General features: G+C 68.2%; 12 protein-coding genes and 4 pseudogenes. 8 read left to right on the forward strand and 8 right to left on the reverse strand.

The window, feature by feature from the left end; genetic code table 11:
• Nucleotides 1-25: 25 nt before the first annotated feature.
• On the forward strand, nucleotides 26-550 hold the full coding sequence (locus OG574_RS00945) for a PadR family transcriptional regulator (protein WP_326771392.1): 525 nt from the start codon (nucleotides 26-28) through the stop codon (nucleotides 548-550).
• A 167-nt stretch (nucleotides 551-717) separates the two neighbouring features.
• Here the strand turns inward: OG574_RS00945 and OG574_RS00950 are convergent.
• Nucleotides 718-1266: pseudogene (locus OG574_RS00950) on the reverse strand (IS5 family transposase); the annotation flags it as partial.
• 134 nt (nucleotides 1267-1400) lie between these two features.
• On the opposite strand from OG574_RS00950, the gene OG574_RS00955 reads away from it, so the two are divergent.
• From OG574_RS00955 to OG574_RS00970, 4 genes are all read left to right on the forward strand, one after another.
• Complete coding sequence (locus OG574_RS00955) at nucleotides 1401-1841, forward strand: Lrp/AsnC family transcriptional regulator (protein ID WP_326715418.1); 441 nt, start codon at nucleotides 1401-1403, stop codon at nucleotides 1839-1841.
• A 52-nt stretch (nucleotides 1842-1893) separates the two neighbouring features.
• Nucleotides 1894-4857, forward strand: a complete 2964-nt coding sequence (locus tag OG574_RS00960; RefSeq protein WP_326771393.1) for an aminotransferase — start codon at nucleotides 1894-1896, stop codon at nucleotides 4855-4857.
• A 202-nt stretch (nucleotides 4858-5059) separates the two neighbouring features.
• Nucleotides 5060-5548 (forward strand): FAD-dependent oxidoreductase, encoded by a 489-nt coding sequence (locus OG574_RS00965; RefSeq protein ID WP_326771394.1) that lies wholly within the window; start codon nucleotides 5060-5062, stop codon nucleotides 5546-5548.
• Nucleotides 5549-5641: 93 nt separating this feature from the next.
• Nucleotides 5642-6301, forward strand: a complete 660-nt coding sequence (locus tag OG574_RS00970) for an MSMEG_1061 family FMN-dependent PPOX-type flavoprotein (RefSeq protein ID WP_326771395.1) — start codon at nucleotides 5642-5644, stop codon at nucleotides 6299-6301.
• 139 nt (nucleotides 6302-6440) lie between these two features.
• On the opposite strand, the pseudogene OG574_RS00975 reads toward OG574_RS00970, so the two are convergent.
• Nucleotides 6441-6650 (reverse strand): annotated as a pseudogene (locus tag OG574_RS00975) (transcriptional regulator); the annotation flags it as partial.
• Between the two features lie 899 nt (nucleotides 6651-7549).
• Nucleotides 7550-7792 carry a hypothetical protein gene (locus OG574_RS00980; RefSeq protein WP_326771396.1) on the reverse strand — a complete coding sequence of 81 codons (243 nt, stop codon included), beginning with the start codon at nucleotides 7790-7792 and terminating at the stop codon, nucleotides 7550-7552.
• Nucleotides 7793-8014: 222 nt separating this feature from the next.
• Between OG574_RS00980 and OG574_RS00985 the strand changes: the two are divergent.
• A pseudogene (locus OG574_RS00985) lies at nucleotides 8015-8338 on the forward strand (transposase); the annotation flags it as partial.
• A gap of 35 nt (nucleotides 8339-8373) precedes the next feature.
• Here the strand turns inward: OG574_RS00985 and OG574_RS00990 are convergent.
• From OG574_RS00990 to OG574_RS01010, 5 genes are all read right to left on the reverse strand, one after another.
• Nucleotides 8374-8940, reverse strand: coding sequence for a GNAT family N-acetyltransferase (locus OG574_RS00990; protein WP_326771397.1), 567 nt, complete (start codon nucleotides 8938-8940; stop codon nucleotides 8374-8376).
• Between the two features lie 146 nt (nucleotides 8941-9086).
• A complete protein-coding gene (locus OG574_RS00995; RefSeq protein WP_326771398.1) occupies nucleotides 9087-9989 on the reverse strand; it encodes an aminoglycoside phosphotransferase family protein in 903 nt (300 codons plus the stop codon).
• 167 nt (nucleotides 9990-10156) lie between these two features.
• A complete protein-coding gene (locus OG574_RS01000) occupies nucleotides 10157-10906 on the reverse strand; it encodes a transposase (RefSeq protein ID WP_326771399.1) in 750 nt (249 codons plus the stop codon).
• 48 nt (nucleotides 10907-10954) lie between these two features.
• Complete coding sequence (locus OG574_RS01005; protein WP_326771400.1) at nucleotides 10955-11446, reverse strand: GNAT family N-acetyltransferase; 492 nt, start codon at nucleotides 11444-11446, stop codon at nucleotides 10955-10957.
• A 110-nt stretch (nucleotides 11447-11556) separates the two neighbouring features.
• Nucleotides 11557-13014, reverse strand: a complete 1458-nt coding sequence (locus OG574_RS01010; protein ID WP_326771401.1) for an NF041680 family putative transposase — start codon at nucleotides 13012-13014, stop codon at nucleotides 11557-11559.
• A 364-nt stretch (nucleotides 13015-13378) separates the two neighbouring features.
• On the opposite strand from OG574_RS01010, the pseudogene OG574_RS52590 reads away from it, so the two are divergent.
• Both OG574_RS52590 and OG574_RS01015 read left to right on the forward strand, forming a co-directional pair.
• Nucleotides 13379-13519, forward strand: a pseudogene (locus OG574_RS52590) (GntR family transcriptional regulator); the annotation flags it as partial.
• 241 nt (nucleotides 13520-13760) lie between these two features.
• Nucleotides 13761-14717, forward strand: a complete 957-nt coding sequence (locus OG574_RS01015) for a LysR family transcriptional regulator (protein WP_100596887.1) — start codon at nucleotides 13761-13763, stop codon at nucleotides 14715-14717.
• Nucleotides 14718-14976 lie beyond the last annotated feature (259 nt).

The raw sequence follows: 14976 nt of genomic DNA on the forward strand, positions 1-14976 counted from the left end.
ACAGGCGCTGGAAGGAGCTCGGGGCATGCTGGAGCTGTCGATTCTGGGTTTCCTCTTCGAGGAGTCCCTGCACGGATACGAGCTGAAAGCCCGTATCCACGGCCTCAGTGGCCACATCCGCCCGGTAAGTGACGGGGCGCTCTATCCGGCCATCTCCCGGCTCGTGAAAGCGGGTCTGGTCGAGCAGCACACCGAGCCTGGAAGTGGTGCCGCGCCCCGCCGGATGCTGTCGCTCACCGAGGCGGGCCGCACCGAACTGCTGGCCCGGCTGCGGCACCCGAAGGAGGCCGAAATCACCGACGGGCAGCGCTTCTTCACTCTGCTTGCCTTCCTGCACCATCTCCCGGACCGTGCCGAGCAGGCTGCGGTGCTGCGTCGTCGCCAGACCTTCCTCAACATCCCGGCGAGCTTCTTCTACCGTGATGGCGAGCCTGTGCGAGCCGAGGAGGCGCCCGGCCTCTTCCGGCAGGGCATGCTGCGTATCGCTCGCGCCACCGGCACCGAGGAGAAGAAGTGGCTGGCCGAGGCAATCGGCAGCCTGGAGGGCTGAGCGCGGACCGGTGTCGGCGCCCATCCCGCTAGGCGATGGTCAACGACGAGACGCCCGTCGGCGCGGGGCAGGAAGACGGGCGACGTTCCCGGACTGCTCGATTTCTCCCCGAGCCCGCGGGAGCTTCCCGCCGACACCGATCCCGGCCCGGCGCCGCCCGCGCGGATGAGGTGGGCGAACGCGCGCTCCACAAACCAGCGTTGGGCGCCGAGTCCGGAGCCGTGTCCGGTGCCCCGGCGGGCGATCAGCGGTTTCACGCCGAGGCCCCAGACTAGACGGCAGTACTTGTCGTGGTCGTAGCCGCGATCGCCGAGCACGACGTCAGGGCGGCGTCGAGGTCTGCTGCGCTGGCCCCGCACGGGCGGAACAGCGTGGAGGAGCGGGATCAGCTGGGTGACGTCATTGCGGTTGCCGCCGGTCAGGGTGACGGCGAGCGGGATGCCGGTGGCGTCGGTGATCAGATGGTGTTTGCTGCCCGTTGCTGCCCGTCTTGCCCCGGTCGACCGTGCTTCGTCCGGCCCTGGGGCCCCCTTTAACGCCGGGATGTGGGAGCCGTCGACCGCAGCCCGGGAGAAGTCCAGGACGTTCGCGCCGCGGAGCTCGGCAAGGAGAACCTCGTAAAGCCGGGGCCATATGCCGGCCTTGGTCCACTCGGCCAGGCGGCGTCAGCAGGTCGTGCCCGAGCCGAAGCCGAGTTCCTGCGGCAGGTGTTCCCAGGCGCTCTCGCGCGCCCAGCACCCGCGAAACTCGTGATTCGATCGTCAGCGGACTTGATTCGAGCGTTAGGATCGGACACTGTGCTTGGAACAAGCGCAGCGCCTGCTGTTTGGGTAAGAGTGAGAGGTGCTTCATGGACGACATCGATCGGGCCATCCTGCGGGAGCTACAGGTCGACGGCCGGATTCCCTATGCAGATCTGGGACCGAAGGTGGGATTGTCGCCCTCGGCTGCGAGGCTCCGGCTGCAGCGAATGATCGATGCCAAGGCCGTCCAGGTCGTCGGGGTGACCGATCCGATGACGATGGGCCAGCAAGCGATGGCGCTCCTGGGGCTGCGTGTCGACGGCGATCCCCGGGCGGTGGCCGATGAGCTGTCCCGGCATGAGGAGGTCGTGTACACGGTCCTGACGTCCGGCGGCTTCGATCTGTTCGCGGAGGTTGTGTGCGCTCAGCCTCGGGATCTTCTGGACTTCATCAACGACGTCGTGCGGCCCGTCGAGGGTGTCGCATCCGTGGAGAACTTCCCCTACTTCGCGATCCACACCCACCGTTTCCTGTGGCACGTCGACTGAGGGCACCGGAGCGTTGCAGCCCAGCCCGCCCGTACGAGCCGAGGAACTCCGCATGTCGCAGGACGAGCACCGCACCATCGACTTCTTCACCGAGGACGCCCTTCCCGCACCGCGGGTGACGCCGGCCGACGCCGAGCGCATCGCTGGTCAGGACCTTGGGTTCGACGCACACGCGGCAGCGCTGGGAAGCCAGCAGGACGCCAACTTCCTGCTGCGCGACGAGAACGGGGCGGACCTGGCCGTTCTGAAGATCGCCAACCCCGCCTTCGGCGCTGTGGAGATCGAAGCCCAGGACGCTGCCGCTGACCTGGTCTCATCGGCGCACCCGGAACTGCGCGTCGCCACCGTCCTGCGGCGTCCTGACGGCTCCCCGCGTCGTACGGCGGTGGACACCGAGAGCGGGCCGGCCGTCGCAAGACTGCTGCGGCATCTGCCCGGCGGGACGCTCTCGGGACCCCGGCACCTCTCCGCCAGCACCGTGGCGGCCATGGGCACGATCGTCGGAAAAGTCAGCACCGCGCTGCGGGACTTCCGGCACCCGGGCCTCGACCGTGTACTCCAATGGGACCTGCGGTACGCCGACCGCGTCGTCGCCAAGCTCGCCGGGCACATCGGCGAGCCCGAGCGGCGCGCCGCCGTACGCGCCGCGACCGCCGAAGCGTGGGCACGCGTCCAGCAGGTTGCCGACGTACTGCCGTCCCAGGCCGTGCACCTGGACCTCACCGACGACAATCTGATCCGTACGCCCGACAGTCGGCCCCCCATGCCGGACGGCGTCATCGACTTCGGTGACGTGACCGCCAGCTGGGCGGTCGGCGAACTCGCCGTGTCGCTCTCCTCGATGCTCCACCACGACGGGGTCGAACCCCACCACGTGCTGCCGGCCATCCGCGCCTTCCACGCCGTCCGGCCGCTCTCCCCGCAGGAGGCGGAGGCGTTGTGGCCACTCGTGGTCCTGCGCGCCGCCGGCCTGGTCGCCAGCGGGCGCCACCAGGTCGCCGTCGACGGGGACAACGCCTATGCCAAGGCGGCGCTCGACCGCGAGTGGCGCATATTCGAGCAGGCCACCTGCCTGCCCCTTCCGGTGATGATCCACCTCGTCAAGGACGCGACCGGCCTGGCCGGGGTACCCGATCGGGCCGATTCACCGCCGCAGCCGCTTCTCCGGGACCTCGCCGCCGCCGACATCGTCCTCGTCGATCTGTCCACCGACGCCGATGCCATGGACGACGGAGCCTGGATCGACTCCGGCACCGAAGCCCGGCTGGTGACCACCGCGCTCGCGGACGGCGCGGCCGCAGTCGCCACACGGTATGCCCAGGCGCGACTCACCCAGGCCCCGGCACTGTCAGCCGTTTCCGCAGCCACAGTGCCCACCGGTATCGACCTGTGGCTCGGTCGGGCCACCGTGGCACAGGCTCCCGCTGTGGGTGAGGTCCTCGTGGCGGACTGGGGCCAGGTCGAGATCGCCCACGGCTCACGGGTGCTGACCCTGTCCTTCCCGCCTACGGTGCGACCTCTCCTCTCTGTCGGCGCATCAGTCCAGGCGCGTGAGGACATCGCGCACCTCCCCTCTGGAGCCTCGATCCACGTCTCGCTGCGTGCCGCTGCCGGTCCCGCGGTCCCTGCGCTGGTGCGTCCCGAGTACGCCGCAGGCTGGCTGCCGCTCACCACCGACCCCGCACCGCTCCTCGGCCTCGCAGCCACCGGTCTCGCTGAGGGGACGGACCTGCTCGACCGGCGCGACGCCGTGTTCGCGACCGTGCAGGAGCACTACTACGCCAACCCTCCCCGCATCGAGCGTGGTTGGCGCCATCATCTCTTGTCCACCGACGGCCGCGCGTACCTCGACATCGTCAACAACGTCACCCCCTTGGGCCACGCCCATCCCCGCGTCGAGCGGGCGGTCTCCCGGCAGCTGCGACGGCTCAACACCAACTCTCGGTTCCACTACGCCTCGGTGGTGAAGTTCACCGAACGCCTCGCCGGCCTCCTTCCCGAACCTCTGGACACGGTGTTCCTGGTCAACTCCGGTTCCGAGGCGGTGGATCTGGGCCTCCGGCTGGCCATCGGCGCCTCCGGACAGCACGATGTCGTCGCACTGCGCGAGGCATACCACGGCTGGACGTACGCCTCCGACGCGGTCTCCACCTCGCTCCAGGACAACCCGAACGCCCTGGCCACCCGCCCCAGCTGGGTCCACACCGTGGACTCGCCCAACTCCTACCGCGGTCGGCACCGCGGCGCCGACGCCCTGCGCTACGGGCCCGAAGCCGCCGCGGTCATCGACGAGCTGGCCGCCGCGGGCCGCCCGGCAGGAGCGTTCATCGGCGAGACCTTCTACGGCAACGCCGGAGGAGTCGCCCTTCCCGACGGCTACCTCGCGCAGGTGTACGCCGCGGTGCGCCGTCACGGCGGCCTCGCCGTCGCCGACGAGGTCCAAGTCGGTTACGGCCGCCTGGGGAACTGGTTCTGGGGCTTCGAACAGCAGGAGGTCATCCCCGACATCGTGTGTGTGGCCAAGGCAATGGGCAACGGGCACCCCCTCGGTGCCGTCATCACCTCCAAGACGGTCGCCGATCGCTACCGCGAGCAGGGCTACTTCTTCTCCTCCACCGGCGGCAGTCCGGTCTCCAGCATCGTCGGCCTCACCGTCCTGGACACCCTGCGCGACGAGGACCTCCAGGGCAACGCGGTCCGCGTCGGCGGCCATCTGAAGCGCCGGATGGAGGCACTGGCCGACCGCTACGGCATCATCGGCGCCGTCCACGGCTCGGGCCTCTACCTCGGCCTCGAACTCGTCAGGGGCCGCACCACCCTGGAACCGGCCACCGAAGAGACCGCCGAGCTCTGCAACCGCATGCTCGACCTCGGCGTCATCGTCCAGCCCACCGGAGACCACCTCAACATCCTCAAGATCAAGCCGCCGCTGTGCATCGACACCACCGCCGCCGACTTCTTCGCCGACATGCTCGACCTGGCCCTCACCCAACTCGGCCACGGCCACACCTGCTGACACCGGGCTCGGCGTCGGCGCTTCGCGAATCGGCGCCGAGGTGAAACTCGATCTGCCGGCCGGCCACCGCACCACCCTCGACCCCGTACGCCGCAAACCGCTGCCCTTTTGGCCCGCGCCAACCGCACCGTCGACGGCACGCCTGCCTCCGACAGCCGACACGCAGATCCGACTTTGAGATCCCTGGAGAAGAGAGAAGATGATGGACACGATCGTCGTCGGCGCGGGAATCGCCGGCATCACCGCAGCTCGACTGCTTCACGCCGCAGGACAACGCGTGGTCGTGCTTGAGGCGCGGGACCGTGTCGGTGGGCGGATCTGGACGGACCGCACAGCAGGGTTCTCCGTCGACCGCGGCGCCTCATGGATCCATGGCCTCACCGGCAACCCACTCACGGAACTTGTCACCGCGCTCGAGATGGAAACACACGAGTTCACAGTCGGGAGCTTCCAGGCCGGCGGACGGCCCATCGCCGACTACGACGAATCGCGGGTTCGTACTTCGGCCCGGCCCCCGCCTCCCGCCTCCCGCCTCCCGCCTCCCGCCGACGGTTGCCCTCACGTCGCCCATGGCGCCCGGACTCACAGCGCGCCACCCAGCGCGGGGCAAGTCCCGCGACCAACTCGCCCAGATGTTGGCGCGACAGCCCGCAGAAGGCAGGATGGGACATGGCCGCGCGGACCTGTTTGATCTTCACACACCAGACAACTCGCGCGGGTGTCTCTATGTCCCCACACTCACCGACCAAGATCAATCGCAGGTCGGCCCATTAGTGTCGGAGGCATGACGACACCCCTTGCCAGCAGCGCTTTCGACTCGCTCCGCCTCGACGCCGTGCCCGACCAGGAGGCGCTGCGCCGGGCCTACGCACTCCCCGGCGACGCGGCCATGCGCAAGCAGATGACCGAACTCACCGAACAGACTCAGCGGTTGATCGGCTGCTCATCGCTGGTCCTGGTCGCCAGCACGGACGCCGAGGGCAACTGTGACGTCTCCCCGCGCGGCGGCCCCGCCGGGTTCGTCGCCGTCCTGGACGCACGGACGGTGGCGATACCGGACGCGACCGGCAACAAGCGTCTGGACACCCTGCAGAACATCGTCGCCACCGGACGGGCCGGGCTGCTGTTCGTCATCCCGGGACGCACCACGACGCTCAGGGTAAACGGCCGGGCCTGCGTCTCCACCCGCCCAGAGCTGCTGTCGCAGCTGACCGCCGTGGGCAAGCCGCCGGCCAGCGCGCTGGTGCTGGGGATCGAAGAGGTCTACCCGCACTGCCCCAAGTCGCTCCTGCGCAGCGGGGCCTGGAAGCCGGAGCAGTGGCTGCCAGCGGACGCCCAGCCGGCCTCGGCCGAGGTGACGCTGGCCCAACTGGGGATGCCGGAGCTGACGATCGCCGACATCGAGCAGGCGGAGGCGGACTCGCTGAAGTACCGGTACGAGTAACGGGCCGACGAGCGATTGCTGAACCACCAACCAGCCGAACCCCAGGCCGGCACACCCCAAGATCAATCGCGGGGCAGCCCGTAAGCTGCTGGCCTGAGTATCTCTAGGTGTGCCATCTCATGACATTGGTTCCTCGCGGTCAGGCTTGGCGGGCGTAGGACGCGAGGCGATCGGCGAGCTCGATGACGAGGTCGCGCAGTTCATCGGGGCGCTCGATGACGAACGGCCGGTCGAGTGAGGCCAGTACCGGAGGCAACTAGTCGAGCCGCTCCGCCCGCAGCTCGACGCGTAGCCAGCGCTCGGTTGCCCGGTCCTCGCCTGCCGCGGGCTCGTGCTCCCGCAGGCTCGCCGAGTCACTGGGCGATGGTGTCAGGGGCCTGGTCAGCGGTGCGGCGTCCACCCGGGCGTCGGTGAGGTCGGCCGGGACAGCCAGGTAGCCGGGCTGCATCCGGTCGAGGGCTACCGTCAGGACATGGTCAATCTGGCAGCCGGCATCCTGCCGCGTCAGGATCTCTCCCGCGGTGACGACCTCCAGGTACGCGCGATAGAAGTGCTCGAAGTCTCCGTCGAGGAGCATGTGATGTACCAAGTCGCTGTTACGGGCGGACGACGTGGCCGGCGAGCCGGTGATCTGCACCAGGGTCCGGCGCTAATGAGCAGCTGTTTCTGATTTCTTGATCAGTCGTTAGCCATGTCGTGGATGATCGCGGTGACCTCCCTGTGCCCTTTGCAGCCTTGCTGGGGGCGTACTGGCTGGAATCTGAGTCCGATGATCAGCGCGGTGCGGCGGAGTGTAAAGGCGTCACCGATCTGCTGCCGTCTCGGACCGGCCGGGCTGTCATAGTCGCTCTCGCTGCGGTCACCGTGGTTGCCGCGGTGGTGGCGGCCATGGTGTAAGCCATCCAGCGGACGCGCGCCGACAGTGGTGGGGTGAGGAGCGGACGGACAGGGTCCTTCTTGCTCCGGGGGAGGCACCTGGTCATGAGAGTGATAGCAGCCCAGGTGATCAGGGTTTCGGAGTTCTAGACGAGCCGCTCCACCCGACCGTCGACCATTCCAGCCACTCGGCGGCCTGCTTGGGTTCGGCAGCGGAGGGACACAGGGTCCAGGGAGGTCGTGCACGCTCCAGACCATGCCCAGCGCGTCCAACTGCCGTACCCGCTCGGCCTTGAGCCGCCCGAAAGGTCCGCGCCGCAGCCCACGGGTGGCGGCCGGGACCCGGATCACGATGACTGCGTTCAGGCGAGTTCAGGCGGGCACGAAGACGTCCTCATCGGCCCCGTCGAGGATGAACCCGTTGTCGAAGCGGACCCGTACGCTCACGTGAGGCGCCCGTTCCTGGAAGGCGGTCCACGCGGGTTCCAGAGAGCCAACCTTCTCTTCGAGCTGCCTCCTGCTATCCGTGGGCATGTCGAGTCCGAAGGCGTCGAGCAGCGACTTGAGCCGCTCGTACTCGCGCACGTCCTCGCTCTCGTCCTGGTGGTCGGTCACCCGCTCGATGGTCCCGCCGGTGCCCGCCGCCAGAGACAGAAACCCGACGACGACCCCCGACACCTCAACCGAATCGGTCAGCCTGGTGTCGGCTGCCAGCTCCACCCGCTGGCCTTCCTTCAGAGCCATCGACTCCCCATCTCTCCTACACACTGTTCGCTGGCCGCAAACCCGCTGCGAAACGGGCGTCCGCTGAGGCTATATCGGCAGCAGGCTCGCACGTCGAAGTGGCCCAAGGCGACCCGGAAGATCACTGATGACGTCGACGAGCTGCTGGCGTTCTATGATTTCCCCGCCGAGCACTGGGTCCATCTGCGCACGACGAATCCGATCGAGTCGACCTTCGCGACCGTCCGGCTGAGAACCAAGGTCACCCGCGGCGCCGGCAGCGCGGCCGCCGCCCTCGCCATGGTCTTCAAGCTCGTCGAGTCCGCCCAGGCCCGCTGGCGAGCCGTGAACGCACCCCACCTCGTCGCACTCGTCCGCGCCGGCGCCCGCTTCGAACGCGGCCACCTCGTCGATCGCCCCGAGACCCTAGCGGCCTGAACAGCTTCACTCTGTCCGCAGAAGACGAATGGATCTCAGGAATCCGTGCGCCGTATGTGCAGATGGCCATCGAGAGGGAAGGAGGGCGGCGCTGCGGGCAGGACTCTGTCGAACTCGTAACCGCTCTTCTGCGCAACGCGGCACGATGCCCGATTGTCTTCCTGGTGAAGGAGTTCGAGACGTTCCAGCCCGTGCGCGCCGAAGGTGTCGAAGGCCCAGTAGGTGAGAACCTCAAGAGCGCGCGGCGCCACACTCCGTCCCCGCGCATGGGCTGCTGTCCAATATCCCACCTCAGCAGAGGGTTTGCCGGACGCGACTTCCTTGAGGACCACGTTGCCCACCAACTGTCCGTGAGCCACGTCGGGTTGTGCCTCAAGGACGGCAAAGCCGAACCGGTTCCCTGCTACCCAACCACGCTGCTGGTCCCGCACCCACCGTGCCCCGTCAGCATCATTCTCCACGGGCGTGCTCGTCCAGTGGCGCAAAGCGGAGTCCTGGAACGCCCCGACCAGCGCATCAACGTCCTCCGCGCACCAGGGCCGAAGAACGAGAGCGGGAGCGGACGGTGTCGGGACTGCATGCAGTGTGGCGGCGGAGTTCACGAGCTGATCATATGCGGCGGCGTTCTATGCCAGGGCAGCCAAGAATCCTTATCCACAAGTCTTGACTATTACTCCCCTCAGAGCGTTCTGCAGCGGTATGGTACGGCCCTCAACCAAGATCGAGAACATGTTCAAAGAAGCGCGTATCAAACGCCCTTCAGAACACGATCAAGTGCCGCCCGGCCTGCAGGCCCCCAGTTCGGCTTGCCGCCGGGAAGGCCCCGATCTCCGTTCTGCCCCATGAGCATGAGGAAGAGGCTCTTCATTGCGGCCAGCCCGCGGGCGCGCCGGATCGCCTCCTCGTCTGCATGCGCGTACATGTCGAAGAACCGTGAGGCCGTGCCCGCGGGGAGCAGCACCCATGCGGCGGCGAGGTCCCACGCTGGGTCGCCGGCGAACATGTCACCGAAGTCGACGATGCCCGAGAGCGTTCCGTCCGAGACGACGACGTTCGCGGGATGGAGGTCGCCGTGCACCCACACTGGCGGGCCCTCCCACGCGTCGGCCGCAACGGCGTCGTCCCAGACGGCCCGGACGTCGGCAGCGATGTCGTCGGGGGCGACGGCCTGGAAGAAGTTCTCGAAGCCATCCCTGCAGTTCCTGGGATGGGCACCGCGGTCCGTAGCGATCGGCGCCTCGGCGGGCGCCTCCACATGGAGCGCCCGGAGGAAACCCGCCAGTGTGTCGGCCGCGTGGGCGCCGCGGCTGATCGAGCCGTGGTCCAGCGGCTCGCCGGGAACCCACGTCATGACAGTCCAGTGCTTGGGGAAGCGCTCGGACGGTTCGCCGAACCGCACCGGGGTCGGCACCGGGAGCGGCAGGTGCGGGGCCAGCACAGGTAGCCACCGCCGCTCCTTTAGCTGGAGTTCCGGGGTGGGGTCCATGCGCTGCATGCGCACGGCCAACTCGTCCCCGAGGCGCCACATCTGGTTGCCCCAGCCGCCCGCGACCTCGCGGATGGCCAGCCCTGCAAGGTCTGGATGTTGCTCCTGCAGCAGGTTATGGACCAGATCTGCGGTGATCTCGATCTCGGTGTCGGTGTCGGTCATGCGAAGTCACAGTACTGCGGCGGCAGGCGGAGCGGCTCTCGCTCAGGCGATCTGGTCGAAGGCTGGCATGCCGAGGTTGACCGCATTGGATCGGCGGGACGCATCGGTATCGAGCTGCTCGAGCTTGTCCTGGCGCCGGAGGCAAAAAAGACCTCTCCAACTGCAGACTAAGGCTTGCGCGATGCGCCGCGCATGGCGTGGTGGACGCCGTCTCCCTTGAGGCGACAATCACGCAGAATCTCCCAGCACTTCATGCGGGCGAAGACGTGCTCGACGCGAGCTCTCACCTGCTTGTGGGACGTGTTGTGTGCGACCTTCCAGTCGGGAAGTTCCTCGCCCGTGCGGCGGCGGTGCGGCATCACCAGGCCGGTACCCGGATAGCCGCCGTCCGCGATCGTCGTGGTGGCACCAACCGCGTCCCTGGCGCCGGATTCCGCCCATGCCTTGCAGTCATTGCGGTTGCCCGGAAGAGGCCGGCCGACCACGACGACAAGTCGGCTGTCGGCGTCGATGACGACTTGGTGGTTGGTGGAGTACCGATAGTTCTTGGACTGCTCCGCGACTGAGTGGTCACGGGTGGGGACCAGGGTACCGTCCACGATGAGGACGGCACCCTTGGCGAACCGCTCGCGCTGCCGCAGCGCGAGTTTCGGGCCGAGGTGGTCGATGACCCGGTCGGCGGAAGACTTCGACACCCCGAACAGCGGGGCCAGTTGTCGCAGCGTGAGGTTGGTGCGCCAGTAAGCGGCCACCAGCAGCAGGCGATCCTCCAGCGGCAGCTTCCATGGCCGCCCCCGGACCGGGGCGTCCGCTTCCCCTCGGCGTAGCTGCTTCACCAACTTCCCAAAGACCCGCGGGCTCAGCCCGCTGAAACGGGCTATCCAAGTCGGCTCCGACGCCGTGATCACACCAGCCACATCAAGATCATCCCAAGGGGGACGGCTCGACCTCGATCACCCAGTCCTTCAGCTAAGGACCTTGACGTACCAGTGATCCGCCTTGCCATGCCCTTCGTAGGGTCCGGTTTCCTCGTAGCCGTACCTGGTGTACAAAGCCCGCGCCTCAGTGAGTTGGGTGTTGGTCTCGCACACGATCCGGGCAGCGCCCAGCCTCCTAGCTGATTGCTCGACGGCGAGGAGGAGGCCCCGGCCCAACCCCGCTCCCCGCCCAGCGGGGCGCACGAACATCCGCTTGAGCTCCGCAGTCTCCGGAGCGCCTCTGAGCAGCCGCAACCCTGCGCAGCCCAGGAACTCACCCTCATCCCCGCGCGCAACGAGAAACTCGCCGTCGGGCGGGCTGAGCACATGGTGAGGATCTTCAACAAGCACCGCTTGCAGCTCTGCCTCTGTACCTGGGCGCCCCAGCACCCGCCGCCCCATCTCGGTGAAGTACTCCCGCATCACCTCATCGACACCCGCGCCAATGACAGGCTCCGCCTTGATAGTCCACGTTGGCATGCAGGCCATGGTCCCCGAGCAACCTGTGGCCGTCCACCGTCCTCCCAACAGGTTTCCAACCAACCACCACGCCACAGAGATCGTTTACGGGACAAGCCTTAGCTTGATCTTTAACCTGTGCGGCGTGGTCGTGGGGTGGTTGACTTCGTCGTTCTCTTTTTCGCTGCCGCTGTTTTGCGGGGTGTATGCACGTCGTGGCGGGGTGTGGGTCGTGTGTTCTTTTGGCCCGGCGGCCGTCCGGGGCCAGGGCGCGAAGGTTTCGGTGCTTGGGCTGGACAGGCCGATTGCGGGCGGATGTGCCGGAAGTCGCGGCGGACTCGGGCGGGGGTGAGTCTGTCCGGCGGGGTGGGTTTCTCCCAGGGACGGCGCCGGTCGGCTGCGAGTGGGCGGGCGAGCCGCAGTTGGGTGTAGGCAGCGAGGATCAGCCAGGTCCATCGGTCGGCTGCCTCGGGGGTGCGGAGCTTTGGGGAGGTCCAGCCGAGGGTCTGTTTGAACAGGCGGAAGGTGTGCTCGATGTCGAAGCGCCGGAGATATGCCTGCCAGAGGCGGTCGGCGTCGTCCGGGGTCGCATCGGTGTCTGACCACCACAGCCAGACCGGCTTGGGTGTTGCTCCGCTGGGCAGATGGCCGATGTCCAGGCGGATCACCGTTCCTTCCACGATCGGGAGGGTGCCGTCTGCGGCTGCCCAGGAAGAACGGTGGGTCAGCTTGGGGTGCAGCCGGTTCCAGGACCGGGCCCTGGCAGTGCCGTAGAGGCGGGTGTCGGTGATGGTTTCGGTGTCCGGGATGCTCCAGGTGTTGGGCTGTCCGAAGACGAACTCGCCGCCGTGCCGGGGCGGTCGGCCCTGAGTGTGTGGCAGCCGTGGTGGGACCGCTCTGCGCAGGACGCGGTCGGATCGCATCCTGGCCAGCACCTGGACCGGCAGGTCACCCAGGAGGAAGCCGAGGCGGGGCGCTTCGTATCCGGCGTCCGCGACGATGAGGATGTCGGGGTCGCCCGCCTGCCACTGCCCTGCTGCGATGAGTCGCTGCAGCAGATCGCGCAGTTGCCGGGCGGTGACGGTTGCGGTGTCGTCGCCAGGCTTCAGACGCAGCGCGTCCAGCGGCGCCGTCCATGAGCTACGGCCCGGCTCGAGCGCGCAGACGATCGAGTAGGGCCAGCCGGGGACCGGGATGTGCTGGTCCTTGCCCCGGCCATAGGTGTGACACAAAATCCGCTCGGGTGAGGTGTGGGCGTCGGGCCGCAGCCAGCAGGTGACATCGATCGCCAGGACCAGCCGGCCGTCGGCAGACCGCGGCAGTGGCACCTCTGCCAGTGCCCGCCGCAGCCGGCCGTCATCGATGCGTCCACGGGCCATGGCTGAGTAGAGCCCTCCATGGCCGCGGCGGTGCTCACCCACCAACGACAGTTCGGCCAGCGACCTCACCGGCCCGTCGCCGCACAGAACAGCATCAGCCAGCTCGAACAACACGTCCGAACGGGAGGTCAGGCAGGCATAGAACTCGCCCCGGAAGCATGACAGTTGTGCGAGCGACTCTCGCCGGGCGTCGTGATGCAGCAGACTCATCCTCACGGCCTTCGTGCTGAATGTGTGTGTTCCTTGGTCGGAGCACATGTTCAGACGAAGGCCGCCTTCATGTCCGGCAGATACCAAACCGAGTGATCAAGTTCGACGGACCATTCGACGCCGCACGTTAAAGATCAAGTTAGGTGAGCGCTGGCACCTACTAACAGGACTACAGTCCCGGCCGTACACGAATCCAAGCGGGTCAGAAGCCACATGCCATACCGGTCTGCACGGGAATGACGCCGACTTTCGTCACTCGCATCACAGGAAGCAGAGGGCGTCAGCGTCTTCTCCCAGTTCAGGGCAGGTTCCCCACTGACACCTCAGTGACGATCGGCAACTGCCAATTTCATGCAGCCCATCACTTCGGGCGTTGCAGGGAGCCGAGGACTGGCCGGCCACGGCGGCACCGAGCTGCTGCGGCTGGTGCGCGCGGGGGAGGGCGCGCAGGCGGCCGATCTCGTCGAGAAGCACATCCGTGTTCCACGGCACGCTGGTCGACGAGATGCGTGAGGCCCATGAGGAACGCAGGGCCCACGAGGAGCGCCGGGTGAGGACGCCGGCGGCCCGCCGCCGTGGCAGAGGACTGGAGGTCGGCAGCCGAAGGGGCGGCGGGCGGCGCGTGCCGGGGCACGCCATGCACCGCCGCCCTGCTCGGGCGGCGGTGACCGCCTCCCCGACCGCGGAGGCGGCCAGGAGGTGAAGGATGGCGAAGGTCGGCGTGCGTGGGGCAGAATCCCGGACATATGAGCCCACGGCAGTCCCGTCCCACGCACCTCGCGAACCTCGATCTCAACCTCCTGGTGACGCTGCGAGCGCTGCTGCGCGAGCGGAACGTCACCCGGGCCGCCCGGAACCTCGGCGTCACCCAGCCCGCCGTCAGCGCCGCGCTGTCCCGGCTGCGCCGACATTTCGGGGACGAGCTGCTCGCCCGGGTGCAGGGTGCCTACGTCCTGACGCCGCTCGCCGCGCAGCTGGCCGGGCAGGTCGAGACCGTGTGCGCGGCCGCCGAGAGGCTCTTCGCGACAGGCAGGGCGTTCGACCCCGACACCACCGAGCGGGAGTTCACGCTGCTGATGGCCGACTACCAGGCGACGGTCCTCGGCCCCGCGCTGTCACGGCTGTTCGACCGCGAGGCGCCGCATGCGGCGCTCCACGTCCAGCTCATCAGGGAGACCCTGGGCAGTGGCGCGGGCGACGCGATCCGGCTCGTCGACGCCATGGTCTCCCCGCCGCTGGGCCACTTCCGCACCCCAGGTGTCCACTCGGCTCCGCTCTTCCAGGACCGGTGGGTCTGTCTGGTGTCCGCCGACCACCCGCTGTGCGGGACCGAGTCGTTCGGCATCGAGGACCTGGCACGGCTGCCGTGGGTGGTGCCCTACCACCGGGACGAGGGCTACCCGTCGGCCGCTCCGGCGACCCGGCAGCTGAGCACCCTGGGCATCCGGCCACGGATCGCCGTACGCGTGGAGAGCTACCGGGCCGTGCCCGACTTCATCTCCGGAACGCGGCGGGTGGCGCTCGTTCCGGAGCGGCTCGCCGCGCCGCTGAGGTCCGCGCACGGGCTGCGCACGCTCGCCTGCCCGGTATCGCTCGATCCGCTGGAAGAGCATCTCTGGTGGGACGCGAGCCACGACGAGGACCCGGCGCACAGCTGGCTGCGTGACCTGGTGGCCCGGGCGGCGGCCCGCCTTGGACCATAAACGGAATTGATACCTCCCAGTCGAACGCTCTATTGACCTGGGCATTCCCTCCGGCGAGACGGTCCGCCTACGGTGCGGGGCATGCAGTGAGAGCCGCGGTCGCGGCACAACCCCCTTCCACAGGAGCCCTCGATGCCCCATGTCCTGACCATGGCGCAGGTCACATCTGATCGACGGCCTGCCCATGCTCGGCGAGCATGTGGGGAGCTCCCTGATCGGCCCGTTCTTCCGGAGCGGCGGGCTTCTTCCAGGCGACCCG

It is taken from the genome of Streptomyces sp. NBC_01445 (assembly GCF_035918235.1).
Lineage (GTDB): Bacteria > Actinomycetota > Actinomycetes > Streptomycetales > Streptomycetaceae > Streptomyces.

What these genes read in the sequence shown, in the direction of transcription:
- OG574_RS00945 (WP_326771392.1), top strand. Translation starts at nt 26, where the DNA reads ATGCTGGAGCTGTCGATTCTGGGTTTCCTCTTCGAGGAGTCCCTGCAC.
- OG574_RS00955 (WP_326715418.1), top strand. Translation starts at nt 1,401, where the DNA reads ATGGACGACATCGATCGGGCCATCCTGCGGGAGCTACAGGTCGACGGC.
- OG574_RS00960 (WP_326771393.1), top strand. Translation starts at nt 1,894, where the DNA reads ATGTCGCAGGACGAGCACCGCACCATCGACTTCTTCACCGAGGACGCC.
- OG574_RS00965 (WP_326771394.1), top strand. Translation starts at nt 5,060, where the DNA reads ATGGACACGATCGTCGTCGGCGCGGGAATCGCCGGCATCACCGCAGCT.
- OG574_RS00970 (WP_326771395.1), top strand. Translation starts at nt 5,642, where the DNA reads ATGACGACACCCCTTGCCAGCAGCGCTTTCGACTCGCTCCGCCTCGAC.
- OG574_RS00995 (WP_326771398.1), bottom strand. Translation starts at nt 9,989, where the DNA reads ATGACCGACACCGACACCGAGATCGAGATCACCGCAGATCTGGTCCAT.
- OG574_RS01005 (WP_326771400.1), bottom strand. Translation starts at nt 11,446, where the DNA reads ATGCCAACGTGGACTATCAAGGCGGAGCCTGTCATTGGCGCGGGTGTC.
- OG574_RS01010 (WP_326771401.1), bottom strand. Translation starts at nt 13,014, where the DNA reads ATGAGTCTGCTGCATCACGACGCCCGGCGAGAGTCGCTCGCACAACTG.
- OG574_RS01015 (WP_100596887.1), top strand. Translation starts at nt 13,761, where the DNA reads ATGAGCCCACGGCAGTCCCGTCCCACGCACCTCGCGAACCTCGATCTC.